The 25743-nt window shown below is 62.3% G+C and carries 27 protein-coding genes; 15 read left to right on the top strand and 12 right to left on the bottom strand.

Features of this window, described 5'->3' with window-relative positions; translation table 11 throughout:
- Nucleotides 1-47: 47 nt before the first annotated feature.
- The gene (trhO, locus tag PJE01S_RS08360) at nucleotides 48-995 is read left to right on the top strand and encodes an oxygen-dependent tRNA uridine(34) hydroxylase TrhO (protein ID WP_068832705.1); all 948 of its coding nucleotides are present in this window, start codon (nucleotides 48-50) and stop codon (nucleotides 993-995) included.
- Nucleotides 996-1003: 8 nt separating this feature from the next.
- On the top strand, nucleotides 1004-1741 hold the full coding sequence (locus tag PJE01S_RS08355) for a glutathione S-transferase (protein WP_339374667.1): 738 nt from the start codon (nucleotides 1004-1006) through the stop codon (nucleotides 1739-1741).
- A 102-nt stretch (nucleotides 1742-1843) separates the two neighbouring features.
- Here PJE01S_RS08355 and PJE01S_RS08350 read toward each other — a convergent pair whose 3' ends face one another.
- From PJE01S_RS08350 to PJE01S_RS08340, 3 genes are all read right to left on the bottom strand, one after another.
- A complete protein-coding gene (locus PJE01S_RS08350) occupies nucleotides 1844-2290 on the bottom strand; it encodes an SgcJ/EcaC family oxidoreductase (RefSeq protein ID WP_068832703.1) in 447 nt (148 codons plus the stop codon).
- A gap of 401 nt (nucleotides 2291-2691) precedes the next feature.
- Nucleotides 2692-3156, bottom strand: a complete 465-nt coding sequence (locus tag PJE01S_RS08345) for an SRPBCC family protein (RefSeq protein WP_068832701.1) — start codon at nucleotides 3154-3156, stop codon at nucleotides 2692-2694.
- A gap of 96 nt (nucleotides 3157-3252) precedes the next feature.
- On the bottom strand, nucleotides 3253-3684 hold the full coding sequence (locus PJE01S_RS08340; RefSeq protein ID WP_068832699.1) for an Lrp/AsnC family transcriptional regulator: 432 nt from the start codon (nucleotides 3682-3684) through the stop codon (nucleotides 3253-3255).
- 137 nt (nucleotides 3685-3821) lie between these two features.
- Between PJE01S_RS08340 and PJE01S_RS08335 the strand changes: the two genes are divergently transcribed.
- The gene (locus PJE01S_RS08335) at nucleotides 3822-4922 is read left to right on the top strand and encodes a saccharopine dehydrogenase family protein (RefSeq protein ID WP_068832696.1); all 1101 of its coding nucleotides are present in this window, start codon (nucleotides 3822-3824) and stop codon (nucleotides 4920-4922) included.
- Nucleotides 4923-4947: 25 nt separating this feature from the next.
- On the opposite strand, the gene PJE01S_RS08330 is transcribed toward PJE01S_RS08335, so the two are convergent.
- The 5 genes from PJE01S_RS08330 to icd form a co-directional block, all read right to left on the bottom strand.
- Nucleotides 4948-6186 (bottom strand): cystathionine gamma-synthase family protein, encoded by a 1239-nt coding sequence (locus PJE01S_RS08330; RefSeq protein WP_068832694.1) that lies wholly within the window; start codon nucleotides 6184-6186, stop codon nucleotides 4948-4950.
- Nucleotides 6187-6243: 57 nt separating this feature from the next.
- Nucleotides 6244-7686: an exodeoxyribonuclease I gene (gene sbcB, locus PJE01S_RS08325; protein ID WP_068832692.1), complete on the bottom strand. Its 1443-nt coding sequence runs from the start codon at nucleotides 7684-7686 to the stop codon at nucleotides 6244-6246.
- Nucleotides 7687-7833: 147 nt separating this feature from the next.
- Nucleotides 7834-10170, bottom strand: a complete 2337-nt coding sequence (gene clpA, locus PJE01S_RS08320; RefSeq protein ID WP_068832690.1) for an ATP-dependent Clp protease ATP-binding subunit ClpA — start codon at nucleotides 10168-10170, stop codon at nucleotides 7834-7836.
- A gap of 71 nt (nucleotides 10171-10241) precedes the next feature.
- Nucleotides 10242-10610, bottom strand: coding sequence for an ATP-dependent Clp protease adapter ClpS (gene clpS, locus PJE01S_RS08315; protein ID WP_068832688.1), 369 nt, complete (start codon nucleotides 10608-10610; stop codon nucleotides 10242-10244).
- Nucleotides 10611-10769: 159 nt separating this feature from the next.
- On the bottom strand, nucleotides 10770-12029 hold the full coding sequence (icd, locus tag PJE01S_RS08310; protein ID WP_157090274.1) for an NADP-dependent isocitrate dehydrogenase: 1260 nt from the start codon (nucleotides 12027-12029) through the stop codon (nucleotides 10770-10772).
- A 202-nt stretch (nucleotides 12030-12231) separates the two neighbouring features.
- On the opposite strand from icd, the gene PJE01S_RS08305 reads away from it, so the two are divergent.
- Together PJE01S_RS08305 and PJE01S_RS08300 are read left to right on the top strand one after the other, a co-directional pair.
- Entirely contained in the window at nucleotides 12232-12537 is a 306-nt protein-coding gene (locus tag PJE01S_RS08305; RefSeq protein ID WP_068832684.1) for a cell envelope biogenesis protein TolA, read from the top strand.
- Between the two features lie 103 nt (nucleotides 12538-12640).
- Nucleotides 12641-13135, top strand: a complete 495-nt coding sequence (locus tag PJE01S_RS08300) for a DUF192 domain-containing protein (protein ID WP_068832683.1) — start codon at nucleotides 12641-12643, stop codon at nucleotides 13133-13135.
- 67 nt (nucleotides 13136-13202) lie between these two features.
- Here PJE01S_RS08300 and PJE01S_RS08295 read toward each other — a convergent pair whose 3' ends face one another.
- The gene (locus PJE01S_RS08295) at nucleotides 13203-13784 is read right to left on the bottom strand and encodes a Fe-Mn family superoxide dismutase (RefSeq protein WP_068832682.1); all 582 of its coding nucleotides are present in this window, start codon (nucleotides 13782-13784) and stop codon (nucleotides 13203-13205) included.
- Nucleotides 13785-14022: 238 nt separating this feature from the next.
- On the opposite strand from PJE01S_RS08295, the gene PJE01S_RS08290 reads away from it, so the two are divergent.
- Nucleotides 14023-14610 (top strand): urate hydroxylase PuuD, encoded by a 588-nt coding sequence (locus PJE01S_RS08290; RefSeq protein WP_068832681.1) that lies wholly within the window; start codon nucleotides 14023-14025, stop codon nucleotides 14608-14610.
- A 105-nt stretch (nucleotides 14611-14715) separates the two neighbouring features.
- Here the strand turns inward: PJE01S_RS08290 and xseA are convergent, their stop codons facing one another.
- Entirely contained in the window at nucleotides 14716-16041 is a 1326-nt protein-coding gene (gene xseA, locus PJE01S_RS08285) for an exodeoxyribonuclease VII large subunit (RefSeq protein WP_068832936.1), read from the bottom strand.
- A gap of 341 nt (nucleotides 16042-16382) precedes the next feature.
- Here xseA and PJE01S_RS08280 point away from each other — a divergent pair, with 341 nt between their 5' ends.
- The 6 genes from PJE01S_RS08280 to adk all read left to right on the top strand — a co-directional run bounded on the left by PJE01S_RS08280 (nucleotide 16383) and on the right by adk (nucleotide 20410).
- The gene (locus PJE01S_RS08280; protein WP_068832680.1) at nucleotides 16383-17024 is read left to right on the top strand and encodes a MotA/TolQ/ExbB proton channel family protein; all 642 of its coding nucleotides are present in this window, start codon (nucleotides 16383-16385) and stop codon (nucleotides 17022-17024) included.
- A 57-nt stretch (nucleotides 17025-17081) separates the two neighbouring features.
- Nucleotides 17082-17510: an ExbD/TolR family protein gene (locus PJE01S_RS08275; protein WP_068832679.1), complete on the top strand. Its 429-nt coding sequence runs from the start codon at nucleotides 17082-17084 to the stop codon at nucleotides 17508-17510.
- A gap of 47 nt (nucleotides 17511-17557) precedes the next feature.
- Complete coding sequence (gene lpxK, locus PJE01S_RS08270) at nucleotides 17558-18610, top strand: tetraacyldisaccharide 4'-kinase (protein WP_068832678.1); 1053 nt, start codon at nucleotides 17558-17560, stop codon at nucleotides 18608-18610.
- On the top strand, nucleotides 18591-18773 hold the full coding sequence (locus PJE01S_RS08265) for a Trm112 family protein (RefSeq protein ID WP_068832677.1): 183 nt from the start codon (nucleotides 18591-18593) through the stop codon (nucleotides 18771-18773). The genes lpxK and PJE01S_RS08265 overlap by 20 nt, the downstream gene beginning before the upstream one ends.
- A gap of 34 nt (nucleotides 18774-18807) precedes the next feature.
- The gene (kdsB, locus tag PJE01S_RS08260) at nucleotides 18808-19566 is read left to right on the top strand and encodes a 3-deoxy-manno-octulosonate cytidylyltransferase (protein WP_068832934.1); all 759 of its coding nucleotides are present in this window, start codon (nucleotides 18808-18810) and stop codon (nucleotides 19564-19566) included.
- Between the two features lie 187 nt (nucleotides 19567-19753).
- Entirely contained in the window at nucleotides 19754-20410 is a 657-nt protein-coding gene (gene adk / locus PJE01S_RS08255) for an adenylate kinase (protein WP_068832676.1), read from the top strand.
- A gap of 85 nt (nucleotides 20411-20495) precedes the next feature.
- On the opposite strand, the gene PJE01S_RS08250 is transcribed toward adk, so the two are convergent.
- Complete coding sequence (locus PJE01S_RS08250; protein ID WP_068832675.1) at nucleotides 20496-22172, bottom strand: M14 family zinc carboxypeptidase; 1677 nt, start codon at nucleotides 22170-22172, stop codon at nucleotides 20496-20498.
- A gap of 61 nt (nucleotides 22173-22233) precedes the next feature.
- Nucleotides 22234-23205: an asparaginase gene (locus PJE01S_RS08245; protein ID WP_068832674.1), complete on the bottom strand. Its 972-nt coding sequence runs from the start codon at nucleotides 23203-23205 to the stop codon at nucleotides 22234-22236.
- A gap of 131 nt (nucleotides 23206-23336) precedes the next feature.
- On the opposite strand from PJE01S_RS08245, the gene lexA reads away from it, so the two are divergent.
- The 3 genes from lexA to PJE01S_RS08230 all read left to right on the top strand — a co-directional run bounded on the left by lexA (nucleotide 23337) and on the right by PJE01S_RS08230 (nucleotide 25728).
- Nucleotides 23337-24041, top strand: coding sequence for a transcriptional repressor LexA (gene lexA / locus PJE01S_RS08240; protein ID WP_068832673.1), 705 nt, complete (start codon nucleotides 23337-23339; stop codon nucleotides 24039-24041).
- 136 nt (nucleotides 24042-24177) lie between these two features.
- Nucleotides 24178-24567: a hypothetical protein gene (locus PJE01S_RS08235; RefSeq protein ID WP_068832672.1), complete on the top strand. Its 390-nt coding sequence runs from the start codon at nucleotides 24178-24180 to the stop codon at nucleotides 24565-24567.
- Nucleotides 24568-24720: 153 nt separating this feature from the next.
- Entirely contained in the window at nucleotides 24721-25728 is a 1008-nt protein-coding gene (locus tag PJE01S_RS08230; RefSeq protein ID WP_068832671.1) for a D-2-hydroxyacid dehydrogenase family protein, read from the top strand.
- The last annotated feature ends 15 nt before the right edge of the window (nucleotides 25729-25743 follow it).

Below are 25743 nucleotides of genomic sequence, written 5' to 3'. Positions count from 1 at the left end.
AGTACCCAGACCGCCGCTCGCCCGCCTCACAGGCGAACCACCAAGCCATGACCTTCCTGACCGCCGCCCTTTACAAGTTTGTCGAGCTGCCCGATTTCGCGGCGCTCCAGGCACCCCTGCTCGCCTGCTGTGAGGCCAACGGCGTCAAAGGCACGCTGCTGCTGGCGTCCGAAGGCATCAACGGCACGATTGCCGGCCTGCCCGAAGGCGTGCACGCGGTGCTGGCCTGGCTGCGCGCCGACCCACGCCTGGCCGCGCTGGAGCACAAGGAGGCCTGGGCGGACCACCTGCCGTTTTACCGCATGAAGGTGCGCCTGAAACGCGAAATCGTCACCATGGGTGTGCCCGAGGTGCATCCCGCCCTCATGGCCGGCCAGTACGTCAAGCCGCAGGACTGGAACCAGCTGATCGCCGACCCCGACGTGGTGCTGATCGACACGCGCAACGATTACGAAGTCTCCATAGGCAGCTTCAAGGGCGCGATCAACCCCGCCACCCACAGCTTTTCGGAGCTGCCCGGCTGGGTCGAGAAGGAAATGGCAGCCGGCGGCAAGCTGGCCGCCACCGATGGCAAAAAACCCCGCGTGGCCATGTTCTGCACCGGGGGCATACGCTGCGAAAAATCGACGGCGCTGATGCGCAGCAAAGGCTTTGAGGAGGTTTACCACCTCGAAGGCGGCATCCTCAAATACCTGGAAACCGTGCCGCAGGCGCAAAGCAGCTGGGAAGGCGAATGCTTTGTGTTCGATGAACGCGTCTCTGTCGGCCACGGCCTGGCCAAGGGCGACTTCACCCTCTGCCGCTCCTGCCGCGACCCGCTCAGCGCCCAAGACCGCCAGTCGCCGCTGTACGAGCTGGGCGTGAGCTGCGCCCACTGCCACGGCCGCACCACCGAAGAACAAAAGCGCGGCTACCGCGAGCGCCAGCGCCAGGTCGAACTGGCCGAGGCGCGCCAGCAGGCGCATATTGGCGTGCGGCAGCCCGGCTCCACCTGAAAGTTAGCGTGTCACAAGAAGTGGCAGCCCAGGCGGAACAAACCCTGCCGGTTCTGTATTCCTTCAGGCGCTGCCCCTACGCCATGCGCGCCCGCATGGCCATCGCCGTGAGCGGCCAGCGCTGCGAGCTGCGCGAAATCGTGCTGAAGAGCAAACCGCCCGAGATGCTGGCCGCGTCGCCCAAGGCCACCGTGCCCGTGCTGGTGCTGCCCAGCGGGGCCGTGATCGAGCAAAGCCTGGACATCATGCGCTGGGCACTTGAGCAGCACGACCCCGAAGGCTGGCTGGCCGCCGATAGCGCCGGCCTGGAGGCCCGGCAAGCCCTGATCGCCGCCAACGACGGCCCGTTCAAACGCGACCTGGACCGCTACAAGTACCCGAACCGCTACGCCGCCGAACATGCAGGCGACGACAAGGCCTTTGCCGAGGCCCATCGCAGCAGCGCCGCCCGCTGGTTGATGGAACTGGAAGCCCGGCTGAGCCGCAACGGCTGGCTCAGCGGCCCCAGCGCCAGCCTGGCCGACATGGCCATACTGCCCTTCGTGCGCCAGTTTGCCCACACCGATGCGGCCTGGTTTGCGGCGCAGCCCTGGCTGCACTTGGTGGGCTGGTTGGGGCGTTGGGAGACTGGCGCGCTGTTTGCGCGGGTGATGGAGAAGTACCCGGCTTGGCAGGCCGGGCAGGTGCGCGTCGAGTTTCCGCCAGCGGATGAAAGAAAGACATCTTCTCCATGGACGGATTTTTAAGCCATTCAGGCCTCCAGCCCATATCGAATAATCGTCTGCAGCTATTGATTCAATAGCTATGAGGGTTCGAAAAAAGAACGCCCTCTGCTGAAGGCCTGGCGCCTACGGAACCACCGACGAATGATGCGCGACGACAAGCCACTTGCCGTCCCGATTCCGGAAGACCAGGGTATAGCGCGCAGGACGCGATACGGTTTGACCATCTCGTACTTCGGAGAATGTGTAGTAGCCGGTGTTCACACCAACCTCACCATAGAAACGCAGGTGCTGTTCCCCGAACGTGACTCTCGCCGTAGGGCGACTGGCTGCGTCTTTGAAGTACTCGGCAATTGCCGTGGGGGTTGGTGCGACTGTCTTGGCCGTGGTGCCCCATAGCACCGCGTCTGTGTCGTACATGCCGATGATGCGTGCGGGATCCCGGCTGTCATACGCGGCACGCCAGGCCGTAGTAGCGGCGGCTACCTGTTCTGCGCCATCGCTTGTCGCTCCAGTCTTGACTGCGCAGGCGGAAGTCAACAGAAGAAACATGAGCGAGATAACCAATCGCATGACAACGCTCCTTGGCGGATAGGCCTTCCAACGTGACGTAGACCGCACAAAATGCGGGATCAAACGGCGCTTGCGGGATAAAACCGTCGCTAGAAGTCGCCAAGCGCATGTCAGCCGACATTCTTCAGCCGCGCCAAGTTCCGGTCAAGCGAATAAAACCAGCGACACATACCGCACGCTCGCCAATGGCACTGCCGGGCGAAACCTGCCTTACAAAATGCAGGCAGCTGCGACCTGCGAACCGGTCAACAGCGGCAGCATCGCGGCCGCATCAGATGTTCGGCAAGCCTGGTCAAGCAGAGATTGCGGCCATGGCGCTCACCCCAACCTCAGAGCAATGATGGCTCCAGCCCTTATGTGTCCTGCGGAGTCAGCTATCAATAACGCAGCAAAATCACAAATCAGGCCAAGCCGGCGAGCAGCGCCTGAAGGCGATCCAGGTTCTGCTCGTTGGCCTCCACGGCGAAGCTGGCCACACGCTGACATTCGGCGGCGGAGTCGAAGCGCTGGCGCCAGCCCAGCCTCGTTTTGCCCGCCTGTTCCGCGAAGGTGATCGTCATCTCGAACTCGTGGCCAGAATGATGCCGGAACACGACTCGCTCGCGCGGAACGACCTCGACGAAGACGCTTTCGTTCGGGTAGTTCGTCCCGTCGGGCCCGTGCATCACGAAGCGCCAGGCGCCGCCGGGCCGCAGGTCGAATTCCTCAAAGGTGTTGGTGAAACCCCTGGGGCCCCACCAGCGCGCCAGCTGATCGGAGTCACTGAATGCCTGGAACACACGCGCTTGAGGTGCGTCGAGAACGCGGGAGGTGACCGGCTCGCGATCGGCAAAGGAATCGGCGTTGTCGCCTAGGCTCTCGGTCATGATGAGTTCCTTCTTCGTCAGCGCTTCAATCGAAAGGCGTCCGGGATGAATGCTACTTTGCCCATGATGCCGCTACAACCCTGTTGCCTGTAAACCTCAGCGTTCGAAGCGTCTGGACAGCACCACCGAGGTGTGGGTGCGCTCGACCCCATCAAGCAGGCCTATGCGGTCTATCAGCGCGTCCAGCCCTTCAATCGAGCCCGCCTGCACGATGGCGATCATGTCGAAGGTGCCGCTGATGGACAGCAGGGAGCGCACCTCGGGGATCTTTCGCAGCGCGGCTTCGACCGGACCCGATAGCTTGGGGCCGACCGTGAGCATCACATGGGCCGCTACCAGCGACTGCTCGTAGGCCTCGCCGGTGCGTGCGCCATAGCCGGTAATCACCTTGTCGCGCTCCAGCCGCGCAATGCGCGCCTGCACGGCGGTACGCGACAACCCGACCTTGCGGGCCAGCAGGGCCATGGGGCAACGGGCGTTTTCGCGCAGCTCGTTGAGCAGGGTTCGGTCTATGGCGTCGAGGTTCATGCGAAATGCATTGTTGTTGATGTCAATTCGCCTAAATTATGGCTTCGATTTGTATGAATTGCCACTACCAACTGACGACACACCCGCTCACAATCAATGCAGACCCCCGCCTCGGAGGGCATATCAAGGAGCTTGAAATGAAAAAAATCATGGTCGTCGGCGCCGGAAAAATCGGCTCGACCATCGCCGCCATGCTGGGCGCTGCCGGTGATTACGAGGTCACGGTGGTCGATGCGTCGCCGGCCGCACTGGCCAGCATCAAGGCCGGTCCCCGGGTTCAACCGCAAACGCTGGACGTTACCAACCCCGTCGCCCTGCGTGCGGCCCTGAAAGGGCAGTTCGCGGTGCTGAGCGCGGCGCCGTTTCACCTGACCACGGCGATTGCCGAGGCCGCCGTTGCCGAGAAAGTGCATTACCTGGACCTGACCGAGGACGTGGCCAGCACCAGGCGCGTGCGGGAACTGGCCGCCGGCGCGCAGTCGGCGCTGATCCCGCAATGCGGCCTGGCGCCCGGCTTTGTCTCCATCGTGGCCGCCGACCTGTGCCGACGTTTTGACAGCCTGCACAGCGTGCGCATGCGCGTGGGCGCCCTGCCGCAGTTCCCGTCGAACGCGCTCAACTACAACCTGACCTGGAGCACCGACGGGGTCATCAACGAATATTGCGAGCCCTGCGAGGCCATCGTCGAAGGCGTGCAACGCCAGGTGCCGCCGCTGGCCGAGCGTGAGGAGTTCTCGCTCGACGGCGTGACTTACGAGGCCTTCAACACCTCGGGCGGCCTGGGGACGCTGTGCGAAACGCTACAGGGCAAGGTCACCCACCTCAACTACAAGACCATCCGCTACCCCGGCCACGCGGCCATCATGAAGGCGCTGCTCAACGACCTGCGCCTGCGCGAGCGCCGCGATGTGCTCAAGGACATCCTGGAAAATTCCCTGCCGACCACGATGCAGGACGTGGTCATCGTGTTTGTGACCGTCAGCGGTCAGCGCGACGGCCGGCTGATGCAGGAAACCTACGCCCACAAGGTCTACAGCCACGTAGTCGGCGGCGTGCTGCGCAGCGCCATCCAGATCACCACGGCGGCGGGCATCTGCACCGTGCTGGACCTGCTGGCCGCGGGGCGCCTGCCCACGCGGGGCTTTATCCGCCAGGAGGACATCGCGCTGGCCGACTTTCTGGCCAACCGCTTTGGCAGCGCCTTTGCCAAGCACCCGCCCGAACGCGCCGCCGCCTGAGCGGGCCATGGCCTGCCCGCAGCGGTCAATCCGCCAGGGCCTGCGCAAAGTCGGCGATCAAATCGGCGCTGTCTTCCAGCCCGACCGAGACGCGTATCAGGCCGTCCGCAATGCCCATCTCGGCACGCGCCGCAGCGCCGGCTTCCCAGAAGATGGTGTGGGCCACGGGGATGACGAGCGTGCGGCTGTCGCCCATGCCTGTGGCCTTGACCGGCAGTTTCAGGCGGTTGAGCACCTCCAGGCAGGCGTCCGCGTTGCGCAGCTCAAAGGCCATCAACCATGAGCCGGCCTTGAAGTGCTTTTGGGCCAGTGCATGCTGCGGGTGCGACTGCAGCATGGGGTAATGAACCCGGGCCACGGCGGGATGCCCCTCCAGGAAGCGGGCCAGCGCCATCGCGGTCGCGCTGGTTTGGGCCAGCCGCAGGACCAGGGTCTCGGCGCCGGCGCCGATCAGGTGCGCGTGCTGCGACGACAGCGATCCGCCCATGTCACGCAAGCCCTTCTTGCGGATTTGCGTCAGCCCCCATTGCTTCGCGTCGCCCTTGCGGTAGGCCTCGTTGATGTTGGGATAGCGCGACCAATCGAACAGGCCGGTGTCGATCACGGCGCCGCCCAGCGCGTTGCCATGACCCGCGATGGTCTTGGTCAGGGAATGGACCACGAGGCCCGCACCCACGTCTTTCGGGCGAAACAGCGCGGGCGACAGGATGGTGTTGTCCACCACGAACAGCACGCCCTTTTCGCGGCACAAGCGGCCGATAGCATCCAGGTCGGGAATCTGGGTGCCGGGATTGGCCACGGTCTCCACAAAGACCATGCGCGTCTCGGGCCGCAGCGCCTGGGCGACGTGGCGCACGACGCAGGCATCGACCTTGCTCACGGCAATACCCAGGTCACCCAGCGTGCCCAGCAGGCTGTTGGTGTTGCCGAACACGTAGCGGCTGGACACGATGTGGTCGCCGGCCCGCAGCAGCGTCAGAAACAAGGCGGTGATGGCCGCCATTCCGGTGGCAAAGCTGACGGTGCCCACGCCCTGCTCCATCATCGTGAGTTTGGCCTCCAGCGCCGCCGTGGTGGGTGTGCCCTGGCGCGCGTAGTTGAAGCCGCCCTTGAGCGTGCCCTGGAAGACGCCAATCAGGTCTTCCACCTTGTCAAAACCGTATTGCACGGAGGTGTGGATGGGTTTGTGCAAGCCGCCATGCTCGACGCCAAATTCGCGGTCGGAATGGACGATTTCCGTGGTCAATCCTGGTTCGTTGTTCATGGTGATGTCAGTTCCCAAAAGCAGGTGCGGCAAGGTGCCGGAAAGAACGCGTGCAAGTCACGGCGCCGGTGTGATCAGCTCCGCGTAATCGTACAGGGCACCCAGAATCGCCTCAGCGCGCTCGTCGGCGCTTTGCTGCAGGGCATCAATCTCGGCAAACAGCGCATCCACATTGCGCGCGCCGCCCTCGCCTTCGAGCAGCCGCGCGGCGCGATGCGCTTCCCAGCGCTCGGCCTCGTCGGGCGTGAGGGTCTGCGGAAAGTTGCGGGCGCGGTAGCGAAACAGCAGCTCTTCCAGCCGGTCGTCGTCGAAGCCGGTGCGGCTGTGCGCCAGCTCGGCGGCAGGCAGCGCGCGCAACTGGTTCAGCCGCCGGCGGTCGGCGTTGCCTATGAAGCCGCCGTACAGGTCTTCGTCCACGTCCGGCGTGGCTTCTTGGGGCCGCTGAAACACCTCGGGCCAGATCGCGCTCATGTCGGGCAGGCCGGCGGCTTTTTCGGCGTGGCGCAGCGCGGCGTCCATGTCCACGCCCCACTTCGCCGCCATCTGCGGCGTCAGGGCTTGCAGCTGGCGCACGACCATGGGCGACTTGTTGAGGTGCACCGACTTGATAGGCAGCCGGCTCACGCCTTCGGGCAGGTCGGCCGACTTGGTGAACAGGCGCTGGCGCAAGGTGGCGACGTCCAGCAGCGGCAGCTCGCTGGGGTCGTGCGCCAGGTCCCAGGCCAGGATTTCATTCTTGTTGCTCGGGTGGGTGGCCAGCGGAAACATCACGGCCAGGCAGCCGCGCTCGGCCGGGAACATGCCCGACACATGCAGAAACGGCCTGGCCGTCTGCGGGCTGGCGGGAAGGCCCAGCTCGGCGGCCACGCGGTCCTTTTTGTGCAGGCTTAAGGCAAAGTCAAACAGCTTGGGCTGGGCCCTGCGAATCAGCCGCGCCAGCGCAATGGTGGCGCGCACGTCGGACAGGGCATCGTGCGCCGCCTCATGCAGCAGGCCGTTGGCGCGCGCCAGGTCTTCCAGCTTGAAGCTGGGCTTGCCGTCTTCCTTGAGCGGCCACCGGATGCCGTCGGGCCGCAGCGCATAGGCCATGCGCACCACATCCAGCAAATCCCAGCGGCCGCAGTCGTTCTGCCACTCCCGCGCATAGGGGTCTATCAGGTTGCGCCAGAACATGAAGCGCGTCACCTCGTCATCGAAGCGTATGGTGTTGTAGCCCACGCCAATCGTGCCGGGCTGGGCCAGCATCTGCTCGATCTGCGCCGCAAACGCGTGCTCGGCCACACCGCGCTCCAGGCACAGCTGCGGCGTGATGCCGGTGATCAGGCAGGACGCCGGGTCGGGCAGGTAATCGTTGGCGGGCTGGCAGTAAATCATCAGCGGCTCGCCGACCTCGTTCAGCTCGGCGTCGGTGCGAATCCCGGCAAACTGCGCGGGCCGGTCACGGCGCGGGCTGATGCCGAAGGTTTCGTAGTCGTGCCACAGGAAGGTGTGCGAAGCCATGGGTTGCATGTTGTCGTTTTCTTAAGCAAAAAAGGCCTCCAGCCCAGATGCAGCGGGCGCAAGAAGCTAGCGTTTTGATAGCATCATGAAAAAAGGCCGATAGCATGATGCTACCGGCCTTTTGAGAGCGCTTGACAATCCGCGCTGTCAGTTGGTTTCCGCGGCCTCCGCCTCGGGCTTGGCCTTGCCCTCTTTCTTGAGCAGCGGCTGGATGTCGAGCTCGACCTCGCCGTTTTCCACGCCTTTCTCGTCGGTTGTGATCTTCATGTCGACGGTCAGGCGACCGCCATCGACCAGGCGTCCGAACAGCAGCTCGTCAGCCAGCGCACGGCGAATCGTGTCCTGGATCAGGCGCTGCATCGGGCGCGCGCCCATGAGCGGGTCAAAGCCCTTCTTGGCCAGGTACTTGCGCAACGTGTCGGTGAAGGTGACGTCCACCTTCTTCTCGGCCAGCTGCGTCTCGAGCTGCAGCAGGAACTTGTCGACCACGCGCAGGATGACGGTCTCGTCCAGCGCCTTGAAGCTCACCACCGCATCCAGGCGGTTGCGGAACTCGGGCGTGAACAGGCGTTTGATGTCCGCCATCTCGTCGCCGGCTTCGCGCGGGTTGGTAAAGCCAATCGTCGCCTTGTTCATGGTCTCGGCACCGGCATTGGTGGTCATGACGATGATCACATTGCGGAAGTCGGCCTTGCGCCCATTGTTGTCCGTCAAGGTGCCGTGGTCCATGACCTGCAGCAGCACGTTGAAGATGTCCGGGTGCGCCTTCTCGATTTCGTCGAGCAGCAGCACCGCGTGCGGCTTCTTGGTGATCGCCTCGGTCAGCAGGCCGCCCTGGTCAAAGCCCACGTAGCCGGGAGGCGCGCCGATCAGGCGGCTCACGGCATGGCGCTCCATGTACTCCGACATGTCGAAGCGGATCAGCTCGATGCCCATGATGTAGGCCAGTTGCTTGGCGGCTTCCGTCTTCCCGACACCCGTGGGGCCAGAGAACAGGAAGGAGCCAATCGGCTTGTCGTCCTTGCCCAGGCCCGAGCGCGCCATCTTGACGGCGGACGCCAGCACGTCGAGCGCCTTGTCCTGGCCGAACACCACGCTTTTCAGGTCGCGCTCCAGCGTTTTGAGCTTGCCGCGGTCGTCGTTGGAGACGTTGGCGGGCGGGATGCGGGCGATCTTGGCCACGATCTCTTCGACCTCGGCCTTGCTGATGGTTTTCTTGCGCTTGGAGGCCGGCAAAATGCGCTGGGCCGCGCCCGCTTCGTCAATCACGTCAATCGCCTTGTCGGGCAAGTGGCGGTCATTGATGTACTTGGCGCTGAGCTCGGCCGCCGCCTGCAGGGCCGCCAGGGCGTACTTGACGCCATGGTGCTCTTCAAAGCGCGACTTCAGGCCCTTGAGGATGTCGACGGTTTCCTGCACAGAGGGCTCGACCACATCCACCTTCTGGAAGCGGCGTGACAGGGCCGCATCTTTTTCGAAGATGCCGCGGTATTCGGTGAAGGTGGTCGCGCCAATGCACTTGAGCTGGCCCGAACTGAGCGCCGGCTTGAGCAGATTGGACGCGTCCAGCGTGCCGCCCGAGGCCGCACCGGCCCCGATCAGGGTATGGATCTCGTCGATGAACAGGATGGCATTGGGCTTGTCTTTCAGCGCCTTCAGCACGCCCTTGAGGCGCTGCTCAAAATCACCGCGGTACTTGGTGCCGGCCAGCAGCGCGCCCATGTCGAGCGAGTACACATTGGCCTCGCCCAGTATCTCGGGCACGTCCTTTTGCGTGATGCGCCAGGCCAGGCCCTCGGCAATCGCCGTCTTGCCCACGCCGGCCTCTCCCACCAGCAGCGGGTTGTTCTTGCGGCGGCGGCACAGGATCTGGATCACGCGCTCGACCTCGTACTGGCGGCCGATCAAAGGATCGATCTTGCCGTCCTTGGCCATCTGGTTGAGGTTGACGGTGAACTGCTCCAGCGGCGAGGCTTTCTCGTTCTTCTCGCCGCCCTCCTCGTTCTCGGCGGCGCTCTCGCCGGACTTGGCCGGCTCGGGCGGGTCGCTTTTCTTGATGCCGTGGGCGATGAAATTCACCACGTCCAGGCGCGTGACACCCTGCTGGTGCAGGTAGTACACGGCATGCGAGTCTTTTTCGCCAAAAATGGCCACCAGCACATTGGCGCCGGTGACTTCCTTCTTGCCGTTGCCGGTGGACTGCACATGCATGATGGCGCGCTGGATCACACGCTGGAAACCCAGCGTGGGCTGCGTGTCCACATCATCGGTGCCGGCCACTTGCGGCGTGTTGTCCTTGATGAAGTTGGCCAAGGACTTGCGCAAATCATCCACGTTGGCGGAGCAGGCGCGCAGCACTTCAGCCGCACTGGGGTTGTCCAGCAAGGCCAGCAGCAGGTGTTCCACGGTGATGAACTCGTGACGTTGCTGGCGCGCCTCGACAAAGGCCATGTGCAAGCTGACTTCTAATTCCTGGGCAATCATAGATTTTCCTTTCGGCTTGCTTGCATGTTTACTTTACTCACTTCTGAAGAGAATATTGGCCGAATTTCCAATTATTCAATGGGCTCGCTGACACACTGCAACGGATGGCCGTTTTTTCGTGCCGCCTCGGTGACCTGGTCAACCTTGGTGGCCGCGACATCTTTGGAAAACACCCCGCAAACGCCCTTGCCGTCCAGATGTATCTTCAGCATGATTTGCGTGGCAGTTTCCCGGTCCTTGTTGAAAAACTCCTGAATGACCACCACGACGAATTCCATCGGCGTGTAGTCATCGTTGAGCAAAACCACCTGGTACATCTGCGGCGGTTTGGTCTTTTGCGGGCGACGCTCCAGCACGACCGAATCCCCGCCATTGACATCGTCGGGCCTGATAGCGGGTGCCGGAGGGCTTGCCGGGGATTTGGGTGATTGGGTAGCCATGGAATTCATTCTAGCGACCGGAATTGCCCGGTGTGCCGTGGGGGGAAATTGGTGGCGGTTGGGCAACATTCAAGTTCGATTTCCCGCCATTCTGCGCTCATGAAAAAACCGCCTCGGGATCGCTCCCGGGCGGTCTTCAGGGCAAAGCAGCAGGCTGCTTTACATGTGGTCGATCATGACCTGGCCGAAACCGGAGCAGCTGACCTGGGTCGCGCCTTCCATGAGCCGGGCGAAGTCATAGGTGACCTTCTTGGACTCGATTGATTTTTCCATCGAGCTGATGATCAGGTCGGCAGCCTTCGTCCAGCCCATGTGGCGCAACATCATTTCGGCTGACAGGATTTCGGAACCTGGGTTCACGTAGTCCTTGCCGGCGTACTTGGGTGCCGTGCCGTGCGTGGCTTCGAACATGGCGACGGTGTCGCTCAGGTTGGCGCCCGGGGCAATGCCGATACCGCCGACCTGGGCGGCCAGTGCGTCGGAGACGTAGTCGCCGTTCAGGTTCAGGGTGGCAATCACGCTGTACTCGGCGGGGCGCAGCAGGATTTGCTGCAGGAAGGCATCGGCGATGCTGTCCTTGACGATGATGTCCTTGCCCGTTTTCGGGTTCTTGAACTTGCACCATGGGCCACCGTCGATCAGTTCGGCGCCGAATTCCTTCTGGGCCAGGGCATAAGCCCAGTCACGGAAACCGCCTTCGGTGAACTTCATGATGTTGCCCTTGTGCACGATGGTCACGCTGGGCTTGTCATGGTCAATGGCGTACTGGATGGCCTTGCGCACCAGGCGCTCGGTGCCTTCGCTGGAAACCGGCTTGATGCCGATGCCGGAGGTGTTGGGGAAGCGGATTTTCTTGACGCCCATCTCGTCCTGCAGGAACTTGATGAGTTTCTTGGCCTTGTCGCTGCCCGATTCGAATTCGATACCGGCGTAAATGTCTTCCGAGTTTTCGCGGAAGATCACCATATTGGTTTTTTGCGGCTCTTTCACGGGCGAAGGAACGCCGGCGAAGTACTGGATGGGGCGCAGGCAGACGTAGAGGTCCAGTTCCTGGCGCAGGGCCACGTTCAGGCTGCGGATACCGCCGCCCACGGGCGTGGTCAGCGGGCCCTTGATGGACACCACATAGTCGCGCACGGCGTGCAGGGTCTCTTCGGGCAGCCACACGTCGGGGCCATAGACCTTGGTGGACTTCTCGCCGGCAAACACTTCCATCCAGTGGATTTTTTTCTTGCCGCCATAGGCTTTGGCAACCGCTGCATCCACCACCTTGAGCATGACCGGCGTGATGTCTGCACCGGTGCCGTCGCCTTCGATGAACGGAATGACAGGCTCGTCAGGAACATTCAAAGAGTTGTCGGCATTGACAGTGATTTTTTGGCCTTGGGCTGGCACCTTGATGTGCTGGTACATGTGCAGAAGTCTCCGGTGGGCGCTGATGACGCTCACAGGGAACGCCACTCTCAGCAGTTTAGGTAAAACCCCCTAAATTTTAGCCGGAAAAGCTTCTTGCAAAGAATTTGCGTGTATCTGTCAACGCTTTGTGAGCAGCCTCCGTTACGGGAGGGCCTCCGAAAAGTTCGGGGTATTTTTTTCCAATACCGTTTTAAGGAAACTCCAAATGAACAAGATCCTCGCTGCTTTGATCGCTGGCCTCTTCGCTGCAGGTGCTTTTGCACAAGCGCCTGCTGCTCCTGCAGCGCCTGCGGCCCCTACCGCTGCCGCAGCGCCTGCTGCTCCTGCAGCCAAGGCAGAAGCCAAGAAAGCGATGACCAAGGAAGAGAAAGCTGCCGCCAAGGCCGCCAAGAAAGAAAAAGCCGCTGCAGCCAAAAAAGCAAAAGCCGAAGCCGCTGCCGCAAAAAAAGCTGAAGCTGCTGCCAAGAAAGCGGAAGCCAAGCCTGTTGCCAAGGAAGAAGCCAAGAAGTAATTCCTGGTGACTTCGGTCAGAATGCCCGCCCAGTGCGGGCTTTTTTTCGGGCTTTTTACGCGCGTCGTTTATGCTGGCAGTTCAACTTTAATGCGGTGAATTCATGTTTTTAAAACCGGGCGTCTTTTCCTTTAACAAGGCACGCAAGGGCCTGCTTGCTGCGCTGGCCGCCATGGCCCTGCTTTCCCCTCACTGGAGCGGCGCTCAAGAAGGCCCGCAAATGAATCTGCAGCGCATCAAGCTGTCTGCCGGCATGTATGTGATTGATGCGCAAGTGGCGTTCACGCCCGAACAGCGCCAGATCGGCCTGATGTTCCGCAAGGACATGCCGCAGCCGGAAGGCATGATTTTTGTGTTCGAGCAGGCCACCCAGCAGTGCTTCTGGATGAAAAACACCCTGCTCCCCTTGACGGCCGCTTTCGTGGCCGATGACGGCACCATCGTGAACCTGGCCGACATGAAGCCGCAAACCACGGATTCCCACTGCTCGGCCCAACCGGTTCGCTATGTTCTGGAAATGAACAAGGGCTGGTTTGCCAAAAAAGGCATCAAGGCCGGCAGCAAGCTGGGCGGCCCGCTCTTTGACGCCAAGCGCTGACCCCCGCCTTTCAGCCATAAAAAAGCCGACTTGATGTCGGCTTTTTTGCAGCTGAACGCTCGCCGTATTAGGCGAAGTTGGCCTCGGCAAAGCCCCAGTTCACCAGGTTGGACAGAAAGGTTTCGACAAACTTGGGACGCAGGTTGCGGTAGTCGATGTAGTAGGCGTGTTCCCACACATCCACCGTCAGCAGGGCCTTGTCGGCCGTGGTCAGGGGCGTGCCGGCTGCACCGGTGTTGACGATGTCCACCGTGCCGTCGGCTTTTTTGACCAGCCAGGTCCAGCCGGAACCGAAGTTGCCGACAGCCGACTTGACAAAAGCCTCTTTGAATGAAGCGTAAGAGCCAAACTTGGCATTGATGGCTGCAGCCAGCGCGCCGCCGGGTTCGCCGCCGCCGGCAGGCTTCATGCAGCTCCAGAAAAAGGTGTGGTTCCAGATCTGGGCTGCGTTGTTGTACACGCCGCCGCTGGAGCTCTTGATGATTTCTTCGAGCGTCTTGCTCTCGAATTCGGTCCCTTTTTGCAGGTTGTTGAGGTTGACCACATACGCGTTGTGGTGCTTGCCGTGGTGGAACTCCAGCGTTTCCTTGGAGTAGTGCGGGGCCAGGGCGTCAATCGCGTAGGGTAGTGCGGGAAGGGTATGTTCCATCGTATGTCGTGTTAGGGTTAGGTTGCGGCACCTCGAAGAATCTCTTGAGCAATGCCAGCGTCGCATTGTAGAAGCATCGCTAAACCTTGTGGGGCGGTACCTGTTCAAGCGCGGGCCCAATGCAGGCACCCGGCTTGAGCGATCCGCTCTTCAAGCACCAGGCCGCCATATATTGCCTTGCCATGAGCCTGTTTGATTCTCATAATCGATATCTCATCATCTGAAGAAGGAATCAATAATGGGTGCCATACTTCAATCTCTCGGCCGCACCGTGCTGGCCGGCGTCGTGCTGCTCGTCATTTTGGTGCTGGCCACGGGCGCGCATGTGGGTGTCAGTCATGCCTGGTGGACTTTTTTCATGCGCTGGCTGCATGTGCTGTCCGGTGTGATGTGGATTGGCCTGCTGTGGTATTTCAACTTCGTGCAGATTCCCTCCATGCCAAAAATTCCGGATGAGCAAAAACCGGCGATCAGCAAAGTCATAGCACCCTCTGCGCTGTTCTGGTTCCGCTGGGCGGCGCTGGCCACCGTCGTCACCGGTTTGCTGCTGGCCTTCATGAGTGGCTACATCGTGGCCGCGCTGGGTCTGCAAAAGCCGTTCACGGCCATTGGCATAGGCATGTGGCTTGCCCTGGTGATGGCCTTCAATGTCTGGTTCATCATTTGGCCTAACCAGAAAAAGGCGCTTGGCATCGTCACGGTGGAAGCCGCAGAAAAAGCCAAGGCAGCACGTCTGGCCATGCTGACTTCGCGTTTCAACACCATGTTTTCGATTCCCATGCTGTTTTGCATGGTCGCGCAGCAAAACGGCGGCCTGGGCCTGTAAATCCGGCCTTCGCCGCGCTAAAAGGGCCGCTCAGTGCGGCCCTTTTGCCGTCGGGCCGTCCCAAGGCAAAACAGAGCCCCCTCGGGGGGCTGCGAAGCTTGGGGTCTAACTTTCATTGGGGTACAACTCGCTCACGGTCACTCCGGCCCGCCCTTGCGACAAATGCAGGCGCAGTTTTTGTCCGAGGGCCAGGTCCTGGGCACGCGTCAACGCACGACCTTCGACATCTGTCACCCAGGCGTAGCCGCGCTTTAACACCAGCGTAGGGTCCAGCAGATCAAGGCGCAGCTGGGCACGCTCGATCTGGTGCTGGCAGCGCTGCATGCAATCTGCGACTTTTTTCGGCACCTCGGCCTCCAGACCTTGCAGGTGCATCTTTTCATGCTTCACTATCGATAGCATCGCATGTCGCAGGTTTTGCGCCAGCCCGGCCAGGCGTGCCTGCTGCCGGGTGACCAGATGCGAAGGCCGGCTGACACGGGACGCTGCCCAGTCCAGCCGCTGGCTGTGCGACTGCATCTGCCGGTCTACCCCGTTTTGCAGCCGCGAGAAAGCCTGCTCCAAAGCACCCAGCCAGACACTTTGCGACCGTGCGCAAAGCTCGGCCGCAGCCGTGGGCGTGGGGGCACGCACATCGGCACAGAAATCGGCAATGGTGAAATCCGTTTCATGCCCCACCCCACTGACCACAGGCATGGGTGAAGCCACGATGGTGCGGGCGAGCTGCTCATCATTAAAGGCCCACAAGTCCTCCATGGCGCCGCCGCCGCGGACCAGCAGCAATACGTCGACCTTATCAACGGGCTTCCGCTGGTAGGCCTTGAGCAAAGCCTCGCGCAGCTCACCGGCGGCCTGGCCGCCCTGCACGCTGGCAGGGTAAATCACCACAGGGATGTGCGGGGCGCGGCGCTGCAGGGCGGTCACCACGTCATGCAGCGCCGCGGCGCCCAAGGAGGTGACCACGCCGATGGCGCGAGGCAGCAGGGGCAAGGGGCGCTTGCGTGCGGTGTCGAACAGGCCTTCGGCTTCGAGCTTGGCCTTGAGCAGCAAAAACTGCTCGAACAGATTGCCCTGCCCGGCCTGGCGCATGGATTCGACCACCAGTTGCAGTTCGCCGCGCGGCTCGTACACGCCCAGACGGCCCCGCAACTCGACCAATTGCCCATCACGCGGAGAAAAATCCAGCAGGCTGGCCGCCCGGCGGAACATGGCGCAACGCACCTGCCCCTGCTCGTCCTTCAGGGAAAAATAGCAATGCCCGCTGGCGGCGCGCGAAAAGCCGGTGATTTCACCCTGCACGGCCACAGGATTGAAACGGGCTTCCAGGCTGTCGGCAATCGCGCGCAGCAGCGAGCCCACGGGCCAGATGCGCACACCCGCGTCACGCGCAGGGTTGGGCGGCCTTGCCTGCGGTCCCGACGCGTCAGACATGGCCGAAACCATTGCGGTGACAACGAAAGTACTCCACAGAGCCCCACGAGGCGGGCATGGTGCCAATGATTTGCCGCAGACAGCGTGATGAACTCGTATAACTCATTGATTTTTAATAACTTAATGCTGCTCAAATTTTCATCGTTTTGTTACATGCACGCTGTGGCGCGGCTTTCGGGACTTCGTCCCGGCAGTTGCCCACAAAGTTATCCACAAGTTCTGTGGGCTAAGTCTTACAAAACAGGGGGTAGAAAACATTCCGAACCACGGCAGCGCAACAGCGATTGGCAGGTGTTCGGTAGGCCATAATCCAACTCAAATTATCTGCTTGGAGTTGTGCATTGTTTTCGATCATACAAGCCGCGGGCTGGCCGATCTGGCCTTTGGTAGCCTGTTCCATCCTCGCTCTCGCGCTGGTCATTGAGCGTTTTACCAGCCTCAAAACTCCCAAAGTCGCCCCGCCCAAGCTTCTTGACGAAGCCATCACCGTCTCCCGCAACGCCGTCCCCTCGCCCAGCGTGGTATCGCAGCTGGAGGAAAACTCCCTGCTCGGCGAAGTACTGGCCAGCGGCTTTCGCGCACTGAACACCAACCCGCACATCAGCGAAGACGACCTGCGCTCCACACTGGAAGGCGCAGGCCGGCAGGCGGCGCACAAGCTGGAGCGTTACCTGGCCGCGCTGGCCACCATCGCCTCTGCAGCGCCCTTGCTGGGCCTGCTGGGAACGGTCATCGGCATGATAGAGATTTTCGGCTCCCAGGCGGGCGGCGCGGGCGGCGTCAGCAACGCGGCCGGCGGCAACCCGGCGCAACTGGCGCAAGGCATTTCGATGGCGCTGTACAACACCGCGTTTGGCCTGATGGTGGCGATTCCTGCACTGATTTTCTGGCGCTACTTCCGCGCCCGGGTCGATGGCTACCTGCTGACCATGGAACTGTCTGCGGAGCGCTTTGTGCGCCACCTCAATACCCTCAGAAAATGAGTGCGGTGTTCCCGCTTTTAGCCTGGCTTGCCGCGCTGTCTCCAGAAGGGACCTGACATGAACTTCCGCCCCCACCCGCATGATGAACCGGAGATCAACCTGATCCCCTTCATCGATGTGCTGCTCGTGGTGCTGATCTTTCTGATGCTGTCGACCACCTACAGCAAATTTACCGAACTGCAGGTCAAACTGCCTGTGGCTGATGCCGAGCAGCAGCGCGACTACCCCAAAGAGGTGATCGTCGCCGTGAGCAGCGATGGCCGTTACATGGTCAACAAGGCCCTGGTGGAAGGCCGGGGCATTGACGCCCTCGGCGCGGCGCTGGTCGAGGCGGCCAGGGCCGGCAAGGAAAGCGTCATCATCATCAGCGCCGATGCCAGCGCCACGCACCAGGCGGTCATCACGGTCATGGAGGCCGCCCGGCGCCAGGGCATGACGCAGATCACCTTTGCCACCCAGAGCAGCGCACGGGCCGGCGTCAAGTAGGTTGTCGGCTCGCCCTTCGTCCTTCCCTGTGACATGGCAAGAAACGCGTGAAACAACTTTTGCAGAGGGCCTGGCTCACACGCGGATGGCTGGCCTGCCTGCTCTGGCCCGTGGCGCAAGTCCACGGCCTGGCGGTGCGCTTGCGCAGGGCTTTGTACCGCGGCGGGGTTCTCCGGTCCGAGCGCTTCAGCGTGCCGGTGATTGTGGTCGGCAATGTCGTGGCCGGCGGCGCCGGCAAGACCCCGCTGGTGATGGCGCTGGTCAAGCATTTGCAGGCGCAAGGTTTGCCGGTGGGCGTCATCTCGCGCGGCTATGGCCGACACGGCCACAAAAGCCTTGAAGTCACACCCGAAACATCCATTCAGGAGTCCGGCGATGAGCCAGCCCTTATCAAGCGGGCAACATCCGCTCCTGTTTTTGTAGCACCCAGACGCACTGACGCCGTGCGGGCCTTGCTGGCCGCCTACCCCGCCACGGCCGTGGTGGTGTGCGACGACGGCTTGCAGCACTATGCGCTGCAGCGCGACATCGAGATTGCGGTGTTCGACGACCGCGGCGCGGGCAATGGCTGGTTGCTGCCGGCCGGGCCGCTGCGCGAGCCCTGGCCGGAGCGAAAGCGCCTGGGCCTGGATCTGGTGCTGCATACCGGCCAAAAGCCCGCTTTTGAGGGCTTCACCTCCCGCCGGCAACTGGCCGACCATGCGCTGGCCGCCGACGGCCGCCAGGTGGCGCTCTCCGCTCTGCGGGGCCGGCCTCTGGTCGCCCTGGCGGGCATCGCGACGCCCGAAGCTTTTTTTGCCATGCTGAGGGCACGTGGCCTGACACTGGGAAAAACCATCGCCCTGCCCGACCACCATGACTTTGCCGATGGCGGCCTGAGCGCTTACGCGGGCCAGACCGTGCTGTGCACCGAAAAGGATGCCATCAAGCTGTTTGCCATGCCGGCCCTGCCGGGGCTTGAACTGCTGGCCGTTCCACTGGCGTTTTCACCCGAACCCGCTTTCTTTGCGGCAGTGGATGCACGGCTGGCGCCGCTGCTGGCGCGGCCGCTTTCTCAGCTTTCTCAATTACCATCAGTGCATGGACACCAAATTACTTGAACTGCTGGTTTGCCCAGTCACCAAGGGCCCGCTCGAATATGACCGCGAGAAGCAGGAACTGATCTCGCGCAGCGCCCGCCTGGCCTACCCGGTGCGCGACGGACTCCCCGTGCTGCTGGAAAACGAAGCGCGAACCCTTACCGATGAAGAGCTTGGCCTGTGATGCCGGCCCAACCGTTTCCAGCCACCTTGCGCGCATGAGTTTCACCGTTCTCATTCCGGCCCGCCTGGCCTCTACCCGCCTGCCCAACAAGCCGCTGGCCGACATCAGTGGCGCGCCCATGGTCGTGCGTGTGGCGCAACGCGCCATGCAAAGCACCGCCGTCCGCACAGTGGTCGCCGCCGACAGCCCCGAGATTGTCGAGAAATGCGCGGCTTTCGGTGTTCTGGCCGTGCTGACCCGCGTGGACCACCCCAGTGGCAGCGACCGGCTCGCCGAAGCCTGCGGCCTGCTCGGCCTGGCCGACGACGACATCGTGGTCAATGTGCAGGGCGACGAGCCCCTGATTGACCCGGCCCTGATTGACGCGGTGGCGCGCCTGCTCAACGAGCGCCCGGACTGCGCCATGAGCACGGCCGCCCATTCGATAGACCAGTTGGCCGACCTGCTCAATCCGAATATTGTCAAGGTGGTGCTTGATGCGCGCCAGACGGCGCTGTATTTCAGCCGCTCGCCCATTCCGGCGGCACGCGATTTCACCGGCAAGGCCTGGTGGGAAGCCGGCAGCACGCTGCCCAAGCCTTTGCGCCACGTGGGCATTTACGGCTACCGTGTCGGTTTTTTGCGCCAGTTCCCCACCCTGCCCCAGGCACCGCTGGAGTTGCTGGAGTCGCTGGAGCAATTGCGCGCGCTGTGGCATGGCCACCGGATTGCCGTGCACATCACCGAGGATGCGCCGGGCCCCGGCGTGGACACCCCCGAAGACCTGGAACGGGCACGCCAGCTGTTTTCATAGCGCGCAAGCGCTTATCCGGGGGCTTTTGTAAGCTGCCGTCAGGAGTGCGCGTGCTATCCTTGGGGGAAAACAAGTGTGAGGCCTGCGGGGTTGCAGGCAGCCTCAACACCTGTCAAGCAACCCTGGAAAATCGGCTTGCCGGCCTCCCGGGTTGACTTACTGAATTCATAAAAATCCGAGGACATCCATGAGACTGATTTTGTTGGGCGCGCCTGGCGCGGGAAAAGGGACGCAAGCAACCTTCATCTGCCAAAAATACGGCATCCCCCAGATTTCCACCGGCGACATGCTGCGTGCGGCCGTCAAGGCCGGCACGCCGCTGGGCCTTGAAGCCAAAAAAGTCATGGATGCTGGCGGCCTGGTCAGCGACGACCTGATCATCAACCTGGTGAAAGACCGTATCACCCAGGCCGACTGCGCACAGGGCTTTCTGTTTGACGGTTTCCCGCGCACCATTCCCCAGGCCGACGCCATGAAGGCTGCCGGCGTCAAGCTTGACTACGTGCTGGAAATCGACGTGCCCTTTGAGGCCATCATCGAACGCATGAGCGGACGCCGCTCGCACCCGGCCTCGGGCCGCACCTACCACGTCAAGTTCAATCCGCCCAAAGTCGAAGGCCTGGACGATGTCACTGGCGAACCGCTGATCCAGCGCGAAGACGACAAGGAAGAAACCGTGCGCAAGCGCCTGGAGGTGTACAGCGCGCAAACCCGCCCGTTGGTGGATTACTACTCCAACTGGGCCAAAACCGGGTCGGATGCAGCCCCCAAATACCGCGCCATCAGCGGCATGGGCGGCGTCGATGAAATCACGGACCGCGCCTTCAAGGCGCTGTCAAGCTGAGACGAGCCACGCGCTTTTGGCAAAAAGGCCGCCCCAGGGGGCGGCCTTTTTTTTCAGACTCAAGCCGCACGAGCCTCTTGAACTCTCAGAAAATGGCCAGCACCGGGTAGCGGCGCCATGCCGGCTCGGCAAAGCGCGCGCAATTCTCAAAAATAAAGCGCAGCACCTGGCGCTGGTCCGAAAGCCGTTCAGGATTCTCGGCCTTCCACTGCATGAACCTGGCATTCAAGGCCGGCTCGTCCTGCAGCAACTGCAGCGCCATGTCCTCAAACACATAATCCGAGAAACTCTCTTTCTTTTCCAGGATGCTGTTGAAGAAACCCCAGCGGAAGAAGCTGTCATGGGCCTGGGGCTCCAGGGTTTCCATGACATAGCGGGCCTGGTCCTGCTTCAGCGGAATCCAGCAATCCCCCGCCTGCAGTTCCACGGTTTCGGTCCGGGCGTCCAGCGTGAGCTGTTCGTGGAACATATGGCCTTCATAAGCACCGGGACGGCTTTGCACCGCCTGGATGCGATAGATGCGGGCCGCGGCAGACCTTGCCGCGCCCAGGCGTTCCATCTGCACGCCATTCCATGCCAGGCGCTCGATCACCGCGCGCCAGGCCTGCGGCACGACATAGGCGAGGGGCGCGGGAACGACCACCTCGGCCTCAAAATGAGTGTAGTAGGCGATCTCGCGCTCCCACGCTTGGCTCCTGTCGTAAAAAAGGCGCTGGTAGTTTCCTATCAGGCTGGGCCTGTAGGCCGCCTCATAGCCCTTGAAGCGCAGGCTGGAGCAGCGCGACTCGTCCATCCTCCAGCTGATGGGCCAATGCTTTTTTTCACGCCCCTGCCGCTTCGCTTCCTGCCGGAGGGCCTGAATCTGCGCCGCATTCTCCACCGTGTACTGCAGCGTCACGTCCAGCAGGGCCCGCATGGCCGCATAGCGGTCCGCAAAGGGCTTGAGCATGTGGGTCTCGGGCATGAAGCCTATGGTGTGGTGCAGGGCCGCATAGCCCGTGGAGAATCGCGGCACCTCCAGGAAATCCGCAATCCCCTGATCCGGACTGGTTTTGACCGGGTTGACATAGGGGCAGGTGGGCCAGCCGCGCGCCTCCATCCCCCGGTAGATGGCCGGCACCATGTTGTCACGCAGAAAGCTGCCCAGCCCGGCGCCCAGCTTGTCGGCCTGGGTGTGGATCAGGGTCATGGTGTAGGCGTAGTCGGCGCCATTGGAGGTATGGGTATCAACCATCACGTCCGGGTCCCAGGCGGTAAAGAACTGGTTGAACACCTGGGCGTTCAGGCTGTCGCACTTGATGAAGTCTCGGTTCAGGTCGAGGTGAAGGCTGTTGCCCCGAAAACCAAAGGACTCCGGGCCATCCTGGTTCACGCGGCTGCTGGTGTTGCGGTTCAGGCAGCCATCAACGTTGTAAATGGGAATGAACAAATACACGGCGGAGCCCAGTGCCGCCAGACGCGCGGGCTCCATGCACAGGTCCCGCACCAGCGCCATGCAGGCATCGATGCCCTCCGGTTCGCCGGGATGGATGCCGTTGTTGTTGAAAAAAACCGGCCGGCCGTCGCGCTGGATTTGCGTGCGATCAAAAATCCCATCGGCGCTGACCACGCCCGCGTGTATCGGCACGCCCGCGTCGGACGTCCCTATCTGCGAAAACTGCAGCCATCGGGGAAAGCGCCGCGCCAGGTCCTCATAGAACTGGATGCAGGCTTCCCAGCTGCTGGTCTGATTCCGATTGCCTTGTTCGTACGGTGTTTGCATGGTGTGAGGGCCTTGATGGGTCATACGCGACGAGAGCCTGACGCCGGGCCGTCCGCCCGGCTCACGGCGCTACGGGCGGCATCACGCCCAGCAGGCGAAGCATCAGCGCCACCCTGGCCTTTACCGGGCTGAGACCGCCTGAATCCGGCAGGGTATCGCCGGCCTTGGGCAACACCCGGCCATTGAGGCAGCGCGTCGCGCGAACCACTTCGACACCTGCCGCCTGCGCCGCCAGCAACGCGGCTTCCAGGGCATGGTGCAAAGAGCCATTGCCCGTGGCGGCAACGACCAGACCCTGAACGCCTTGCGCCACCAGGGCCTCGACCACGGCACCGTCGGCGCCGGCATGGCTCATGACGATTTCAACGCGCGGCCAATGCGTGCCGTCGCTCAAGCTTGCTATGTTATTGGTAGCTGCCTGCGCCCGTTCGTCCTGGGCTGAAGGCCAATTTCTCAACAATCTGAGAGCCCCCTCCTCGACATAACCGAGCGGCCCGGCATCGCCAGAACTGAAGGCGTCCAGCTGGTAGGTGTGCACTTTCTGCACGTCGAAGGCGCTGTGGATGGTGCCGGCGCAGACGGCGACCACCCCGCTGGCCCCCGCATGGCGGGCGACGGTCATGGCATCGAGCAGGTTTTGCGGTCCGTCCGGGACCAGCGCCGTGGCGGGTCGCATGGCGCAGGTCAGCACCACCGGCTTGGCCGGCTGGCACACCGCCTGCAAAAAATACGCAGTCTCTTCCAGCGTATCGGTTCCGTGCGTGATGACAATGCCGTGCACATCGGGCTGTGCCAGAAAGTGGTTGACGCGCTCCGCCAGCTGCACCCAAACCGCAAAGCTCATGTCCTTGCTGTCGATCTGCGCCACCTGCTCGGTGACAAAAGGGCCGGCTTCAGCCATGGCAGGAATGGCGGCCAGCAGCTGATCGACACCCAGCTGGGCAGCGGTGTAGCCGATGTTGTCGCAAGCGCTGGCCGCCTGGCCGGCGATCGTGCCGCCGGTGCCGAGAATCGCAATGTAGGGATGGTTCATAAAGCGTGAACTTGCATTCTTTTAAAAACTGGATGAAAATACAGTTACTGGATATTAAAACAGGTACCAAGCCAATATCAAACAGGTCAGGCCCTCAGCGCCAGCATCTGTTACCCCAAGGAGTCCCGGCCATGAGCACCCTCAACGATTTTGCGCCACCGCCCTCTGGAACGCCCAAACTCACCGCGCGCCAGCAGCAAATCCTGGAACTGATCCAGGCGGCCATCGCCCGCACCGGCGCCCCACCGACCCGCGCCGAAATCGCGACCGAACTGGGCTTTCGCTCCGCCAATGCCGCCGAAGAACACCTGCAGGCGCTGGCCCGCAAAGGCGTCATTGAACTGGTCAGCGGCACCTCGCGCGGCATACGCCTGCGCAGCGACACGCTGCGCTCCCTGAACGAATCCCGTACCAAACAGTTCTCTCTGCCCTTGCAAAGCCTGGCCCAACTCGCCCTGCCGCTGGTGGGGCGGGTTGCTGCCGGCAGCCCGATTCTCGCGCAGGAACATATCGAGCAAACCTATTACTTCGAAAGCAGCCTGTTTCAGCGCCAGCCTGATTACCTGCTCAAGGTGCGCGGCATGAGCATGCGCGATGTCGGCATCATGGACGGCGACCTGCTCGCCGTCAAACAGGCCAAGGAAGCCCAAAATGGGCAGATCGTGGTGGCCCGGCTTGGCGATGAGGTCACCGTGAAGCGCTTTCGCCGCACCAAGGACCTCATTGAACTGCTGCCAGAAAACGCCGACTTCAAACCCATCGTGGTCCAACCCGGAGAACCCTTCGAGCTTGAAGGCCTGGCCGTCGGCCTGATTCGCAACACCCTGCCGATGTAGCCCCGCCCATTTGCGCCGCGCAGCAGGTGGCGGGCGTTTGGCCAGGAATGGCCAACACCCTGATGCAGCGGCCCTGCTGGCCATTCGGCCAGCCCGAAATCCTGCCTGTGTCAACCTCTTTCCAACAGGAGTTCTCATGGGAATCGTCAGTTTTTCACACAGCGCCGTGCTGTCCGCAGTGCTGGCACCGGTGCAGGCCCTGGCCGCGTGGTTCGTACCCGCACAGAGTGCGTCCAACCGGTTTGCCGAGCCTGCAGCCGCCCCGCAGCAGGGGCAGCAACTGGCACTGCCTTTAGCCTCCAGCGACAGTCCCCCGAACCGTCGCCCCATGCTCACCCAGGCCTGCACTGCCAAATCGGGCAAGGCGAGCAAGAAAAGACTTGCACCGAGCCGCCTGAAAGTAGTACGAGAGTTTGATTCAGGCGTCGGTCCGGCTTGTGCGGGCCGCATGGTCATCTCGGGCCGCATGGCCGATGTATGCGCAGAGCTGGAACGCATGGCACTGCGCGAAACCGCGGCGCCATAAAACTACCAGCCGCCGCGTTACCGGCCCGGCGGTCAGCGATGAGGCGGGCCGCTTTGGCAGCCGGCGGCAACGCAAGGTCTGTCGATACAAATTGACAGCTTTTGGCCAGCCCCATCACGGGAATGAAAAACCTTTGCAGGCACAATATCGGCCATGAATATTGTGATCCTCGATGACTACCAGGACGCAGTGCGAAAACTGAACTGCGCTGCCAAACTGGATGCTTACCCCGCCAAGGTTTATACCAACACCGTCAAAGGCATAGGGCAGCTGTCCGTCCGGCTCAAGGACGCCGATGTGATCGTGCTGATTCGCGAGCGCACCCAGCTGAGTCGGCAGGTGATCGAGAAGTTGCCCAAGCTCAAGCTGATCGTGCAAACCGGCCGCCTCGGCAGCCATGTGGACATTGCCGCCTGCACGGAGCGCGGGATTGCGGTGGCTGAAGGCGTGGGGTCGTCTACCGCACCGGCCGAGCTGACCTGGGCCCTTGTGATGGCTGCCATGCGCCGTATTCCTCAATATGTTTCAAATTTGAAGCACGGCGCGTGGCAACAGGCCGGACTCAAGGCCGGGTCCATGCCGCCCAATTTTGGAGTCGGCAGCGTCCTCAAGGGCAAGACGCTGGGGATCTGGAGTTACGGCCGTATCGGGCAAATCGTTGCCGGCTACGGCCGCGCGTTTGGCATGCGGGTAATTGTCTGGGGCCAGGAAGCCTCGCGCGAGCGGGCACAGGCAGATGGTTTTGAATTGGCCGCCAGCAAAAACGATCTTTTCGAACAAAGTGATGTGCTCAGCCTGCACCTGCGCCTGCATGAGGACACCCGTGGCATCGTGACGCTGGACGATTTGTCGCGCATGAAGACCACGGCCTTGCTGGTCAATACGTCCCGCGCCGAGCTGATCGAGCCCGATGCCCTGATTGCCGCGCTGAACCGCGGGCGCCCGGGCATGGGGGCCGTGGATGTCTTCGAGTCGGAGCCCATTTTGCAGGGCCATGCGCTGCTCCGCCTCGAAAACTGCATTTGCACACCGCACATTGGCTATGTCGAACTGGACAGCTACGAGATGTATTTCAATGCGGCATTCGACAACGTGCTCAACTTCATCAAGGGCACGCCGACCAACATCGTCAACCCAGGCGCACTGCAGGTGCGGCGCTAAAACCCAAAGCCCTGG

The sequence above is a fragment of the Polaromonas jejuensis NBRC 106434 genome (assembly GCF_001598235.1).
In the GTDB taxonomy this organism is placed as follows: domain Bacteria; phylum Pseudomonadota; class Gammaproteobacteria; order Burkholderiales; family Burkholderiaceae_C; genus Polaromonas; species Polaromonas jejuensis.
Note: the sequence above shows the minus strand (reverse complement) of the source record. Positions and strands in the feature narration are given on the sequence as shown.

Bases quoted from the DNA above. Each gene is read 5' to 3' on its own strand.
- trhO (WP_068832705.1), top strand. From the start codon at position 48: ATGACCTTCCTGACCGCCGCCCTTTACAAGTTTGTCGAGCTGCCCGAT.
- PJE01S_RS08350 (WP_068832703.1), bottom strand. From the start codon at position 2,290: ATGCGATTGGTTATCTCGCTCATGTTTCTTCTGTTGACTTCCGCCTGC.
- PJE01S_RS08345 (WP_068832701.1), bottom strand. From the start codon at position 3,156: ATGACCGAGAGCCTAGGCGACAACGCCGATTCCTTTGCCGATCGCGAG.
- PJE01S_RS08340 (WP_068832699.1), bottom strand. From the start codon at position 3,684: ATGAACCTCGACGCCATAGACCGAACCCTGCTCAACGAGCTGCGCGAA.
- PJE01S_RS08335 (WP_068832696.1), top strand. From the start codon at position 3,822: ATGAAAAAAATCATGGTCGTCGGCGCCGGAAAAATCGGCTCGACCATC.
- PJE01S_RS08330 (WP_068832694.1), bottom strand. From the start codon at position 6,186: ATGAACAACGAACCAGGATTGACCACGGAAATCGTCCATTCCGACCGC.
- sbcB (WP_068832692.1), bottom strand. From the start codon at position 7,686: ATGGCTTCGCACACCTTCCTGTGGCACGACTACGAAACCTTCGGCATC.
- clpA (WP_068832690.1), bottom strand. From the start codon at position 10,170: ATGATTGCCCAGGAATTAGAAGTCAGCTTGCACATGGCCTTTGTCGAG.
- clpS (WP_068832688.1), bottom strand. From the start codon at position 10,610: ATGGCTACCCAATCACCCAAATCCCCGGCAAGCCCTCCGGCACCCGCT.
- PJE01S_RS08305 (WP_068832684.1), top strand. From the start codon at position 12,232: ATGAACAAGATCCTCGCTGCTTTGATCGCTGGCCTCTTCGCTGCAGGT.
- PJE01S_RS08300 (WP_068832683.1), top strand. From the start codon at position 12,641: ATGTTTTTAAAACCGGGCGTCTTTTCCTTTAACAAGGCACGCAAGGGC.
- PJE01S_RS08295 (WP_068832682.1), bottom strand. From the start codon at position 13,784: ATGGAACATACCCTTCCCGCACTACCCTACGCGATTGACGCCCTGGCC.
- PJE01S_RS08290 (WP_068832681.1), top strand. From the start codon at position 14,023: ATGGGTGCCATACTTCAATCTCTCGGCCGCACCGTGCTGGCCGGCGTC.
- xseA (WP_068832936.1), bottom strand. From the start codon at position 16,041: ATGTCTGACGCGTCGGGACCGCAGGCAAGGCCGCCCAACCCTGCGCGT.
- PJE01S_RS08275 (WP_068832679.1), top strand. From the start codon at position 17,082: ATGAACTTCCGCCCCCACCCGCATGATGAACCGGAGATCAACCTGATC.
- PJE01S_RS08265 (WP_068832677.1), top strand. From the start codon at position 18,591: ATGGACACCAAATTACTTGAACTGCTGGTTTGCCCAGTCACCAAGGGC.
- kdsB (WP_068832934.1), top strand. From the start codon at position 18,808: ATGAGTTTCACCGTTCTCATTCCGGCCCGCCTGGCCTCTACCCGCCTG.
- adk (WP_068832676.1), top strand. From the start codon at position 19,754: ATGAGACTGATTTTGTTGGGCGCGCCTGGCGCGGGAAAAGGGACGCAA.
- PJE01S_RS08250 (WP_068832675.1), bottom strand. From the start codon at position 22,172: ATGCAAACACCGTACGAACAAGGCAATCGGAATCAGACCAGCAGCTGG.
- PJE01S_RS08245 (WP_068832674.1), bottom strand. From the start codon at position 23,205: ATGAACCATCCCTACATTGCGATTCTCGGCACCGGCGGCACGATCGCC.
- lexA (WP_068832673.1), top strand. From the start codon at position 23,337: ATGAGCACCCTCAACGATTTTGCGCCACCGCCCTCTGGAACGCCCAAA.
- PJE01S_RS08235 (WP_068832672.1), top strand. From the start codon at position 24,178: ATGGGAATCGTCAGTTTTTCACACAGCGCCGTGCTGTCCGCAGTGCTG.
- PJE01S_RS08230 (WP_068832671.1), top strand. From the start codon at position 24,721: ATGAATATTGTGATCCTCGATGACTACCAGGACGCAGTGCGAAAACTG.